Source organism: Actinosynnema sp. NPDC059797, from assembly GCF_042732085.1.
Classification (GTDB): Bacteria; Actinomycetota; Actinomycetes; order Mycobacteriales; family Pseudonocardiaceae; genus Actinosynnema.
This window is the reverse complement of record NZ_JBHWIE010000613.1, coordinates 1-2,743: the sequence shown is the minus strand read 5'-3', so window position 1 is coordinate 2,743 and position 2,743 is coordinate 1. Positions and strand designations below refer to the sequence as shown.

General features: G+C 73.2%; 3 protein-coding genes and 2 pseudogenes. 1 reads left to right on the top strand and 4 read right to left on the bottom strand.

All coding sequences use genetic code 11. The annotated features are described in order from the left end of the window. Positions 1-581, bottom strand: a 581-nt coding sequence (locus tag ACFV4N_RS42445) for a zf-HC2 domain-containing protein (RefSeq protein ID WP_499678355.1), incomplete at its 3' end; no start/stop codon positions are given. Positions 582-635: 54 nt separating this feature from the next. After that, positions 636-734 (bottom strand): annotated as a pseudogene (locus tag ACFV4N_RS42440) (zf-HC2 domain-containing protein); the annotation flags it as partial. Positions 735-797: 63 nt separating this feature from the next. Between ACFV4N_RS42440 and sigC the strand changes: the two are divergent. Further along, the gene (sigC, locus tag ACFV4N_RS42435; protein WP_499678354.1) at positions 798-1,349 is read left to right on the top strand and encodes an RNA polymerase sigma factor SigC; all 552 of its coding nucleotides are present in this window, start codon (positions 798-800) and stop codon (positions 1,347-1,349) included. A gap of 25 nt (positions 1,350-1,374) precedes the next feature. Here sigC and ACFV4N_RS42430 read toward each other — a convergent pair whose 3' ends face one another. Together ACFV4N_RS42430 and ACFV4N_RS42425 are read right to left on the bottom strand one after the other, a co-directional pair. Then, positions 1,375-2,436, bottom strand: a complete 1,062-nt coding sequence (locus ACFV4N_RS42430) for a fatty acid desaturase family protein (protein ID WP_499678353.1) — start codon at positions 2,434-2,436, stop codon at positions 1,375-1,377. Beyond that, positions 2,433-2,743: pseudogene (locus ACFV4N_RS42425) on the bottom strand (hypothetical protein); the annotation flags it as partial. The pseudogene ACFV4N_RS42425 and the gene ACFV4N_RS42430, both read right to left, overlap by 4 nt.

Sequence of the window (2,743 nt, the reverse complement as noted above, 5' to 3'; positions counted from 1 at the left end):
GGTCTGGGGCGGGTCGCGGCTCGTCGGTGGGCGGTCGGCTGGAGGTGGCGCGGTTGCCCGCGGCGCCCGCCGGGCTGTGGAGCGGATTCGTCGCCGTCCCGGCCGCGGTGGTCGTCGTCGCGGTCGTGCCTGGCGGGGGTGCCGGGGGTCGGCTGCTCCCGGTGGGCGCGGGCGACGAGGCAGAGCAGGACCAGGCCGGCCACCAGGGGCAGGTGGGACGCGACGCGGGTGGCGGTCGCGGTGCCGTCGAGCAGGTCGCTGACCGAGAAGGCCAGCAGCACGGCGACGAACCCGCCGAGGGTGGGCAGGAGCCCGGCGGCGCGGTGCGCGTTGACGGCGGCGACCAGCAGGCCGACGCCCAGCGCGAGGTTCCACGCCGCGCCCTCGTTGAACAGGTGGGTGGAGATCCCGTGCCCGGCGTGCGCGCCGGTGGCTCCGGCGAGCAGCTGGGCCAGGGCGAGCCACAGCTGGACGAGCGCGACGGCGGCGAGCGCCAGTCGCGGCGTCAGGGCGGTGTGGCGGGGTGGGGCGGCGGCCAGCACGTCGTCGGCCAAGTCCGGCTCCGCCCCCACGGGACGCACCCGGATCACCCTGGTCAACGCCTGTGCGTTCGCCTGCCAGAGGGCGCAGGCGGTGCACTGTGCCAGATGCGCGCCCGTCTCGGCGGCGGGTACGGGCTCGACCTCCCCGTCCAGGCGGGCCGAGAGCGCTTCACGGCAGGATTGGCAGTCCACACCCCAGTAGTCGCTCCATTCGGCTCACCGGTTCCCGACGCCGGGTGGTTACGATCCGGAATCGTGACAGCCTTCGACGACGAGGTGACGCGCTGGGCGCTCGACGCGCGTTCCGGCGACCGCGACGCCCTGGAGCGGTTCGTGCGCGCCACCCAGCGGGACGTGTGGCGCTTCGTCGCCCACCTGGCCGACGTCGGGCTCGCCGACGACCTCGCGCAGGAGACCTACGCCCGCGCGCTGACCAGCCTGCGCCGCTTCGCCGGGCGTTCGTCCGCGAGAACCTGGCTGCTGGTCATCGCCCGCCGCGTCGTGATCGACCACATCCGCATGGCCCAGGCGCGCCCCCGGCTCTCGCCCAACGCGGACTGGGCGCTGGAGGCCGACCGCAAGGCCGTCGACACCGGCTTCGAGGACGTCGTCGAGCTGAACGTGCTGCTCGACGCGCTGGACCCCGACCGCCGCGAGGCCCTGGTGCTCACCCAGGTCCTGGGCCTGCCCTACGCCGAGGCCGCGGACGTCGTCGGCTGCCCGGTGGGCACCATCCGCTCCCGGGTCGCACGGGCCCGTGACGACCTGCTGCGCGCCACCGGCGACGAGGCCACCGAAGCGGGGTGATCCGGGCGGCGTCGGGCCAGGCCCACTACCGACGGCGGCTCGCGTTGACCTGGACGGGGTGGCGCAGGGGTGCTCCGGCGTCGTGCAGGTGGCGCAGGACCTGGGCGTAGGAGCGGCGCATGGTGGTCTTGCTGTAGGGGATGCCGTGACGGGCGCAGAAGTCCTCGACGACGGGCTGCGCGCGGCGCAGGTTGGGGCGCGGCATGTGCGGGTAGAGGTGGTGCTCGACCTGGTGGTTCAGACCGCCGAGCAGGGCGTCGACCCACCGTCCGCCGGTGACGTTGCGCGAGGTCAGCACCTGCTTGTGCAGGTGGTCCAGGCGTTGGCCCGCGGCGATGATCGGCATGCCCTTGTGGTTCGGGGCGAACGAGCAGCCCAGGTACACGCCCATCAGGCCTTGGTGCACGGCGATGAACACGACCGCCTTCAGCGGGGACAGCACGAGGAACACCACGACCAGGTAGGCGACCGCGGGGAGGACCTGGAGGGCGGCTTCCCGCCACGGGTTGCGCAGTTCCCGCCGCCACAGCGCCACCAGGCCGGACAGGCGGAGCACGGCGGCCTCGGCGAGCAGCAGCGGGAAGAACAGGAACGCCTGGTACTTGGTGATCCACCGGTACGCGCCCCGCTTCTCCCCCGCCTGTGCGCGGCTGAAGGCGATGGCGTGGATCTCGATGTCCGGGTCGTGGTCCTCGTGGTTGGGGTTGGCGTGGTGGCGGTTGTGCTTGGCCACCCACCACTGGTAGCTGATGCCGGTGAGGCTGCCGTGCAGGTGCCCGACGAAGTCGTTGCGGCGGTGGCTGCGGAAGATCTGCCGGTGCCCGGCGTCGTGCCCGATGAACGCCAGCTGCGTCGACACCACGGCCAGGAACACGGCCGTCAACACCTGCCACCACGAGTCGCCCAGCACCGCGAACGCCGTGGCGACCGCCGCGAGCAGCACGGCGTTCACCGCCATCCGCACCCAGTAGTAGCCGTACCGCCGGTCCAGCAGCCCGGCGGCTTTGATCTCCCTGGTCAGGCGGGCGAAGTCGCTGCCGCGCGGGACTTCCGAGGTGTTGTCCGGGATGGTGTGCGTAGAGGTCATGTACCTGCTCCGGTCGGGTGGTGCGGGAATGTCGCGGTTCGGGGGGCGGGTTCGTCGGTGAAGCGGAACCCGACCGTGGTGGGCAGCAGGACGACGACGAACGCGCCGAAGCCGCCGAACGCCCCGGCGAAACCGAGCGCGATGCCCGCGAGCGTCCCGGTGGTGGTCGAGTTCACGGTGTCGACCTCGGTGTCGAAACCGGTGCGCCGGGCAGGTGGGCGTCGGGGCGCCGCTCCTCCTCCCGGCGCGTACACGCCGGACACCTCGCACGTCGCCGGCCCGGCGACCATCCGGAGGACGGTGTCGG

Excerpts from the sequence above, each read along its gene's own strand:
- ACFV4N_RS42430 (WP_499678353.1), bottom strand. The coding sequence starts at position 2,436 with ATGACCTCTACGCACACCATCCCGGACAACACCTCGGAAGTCCCGCGC.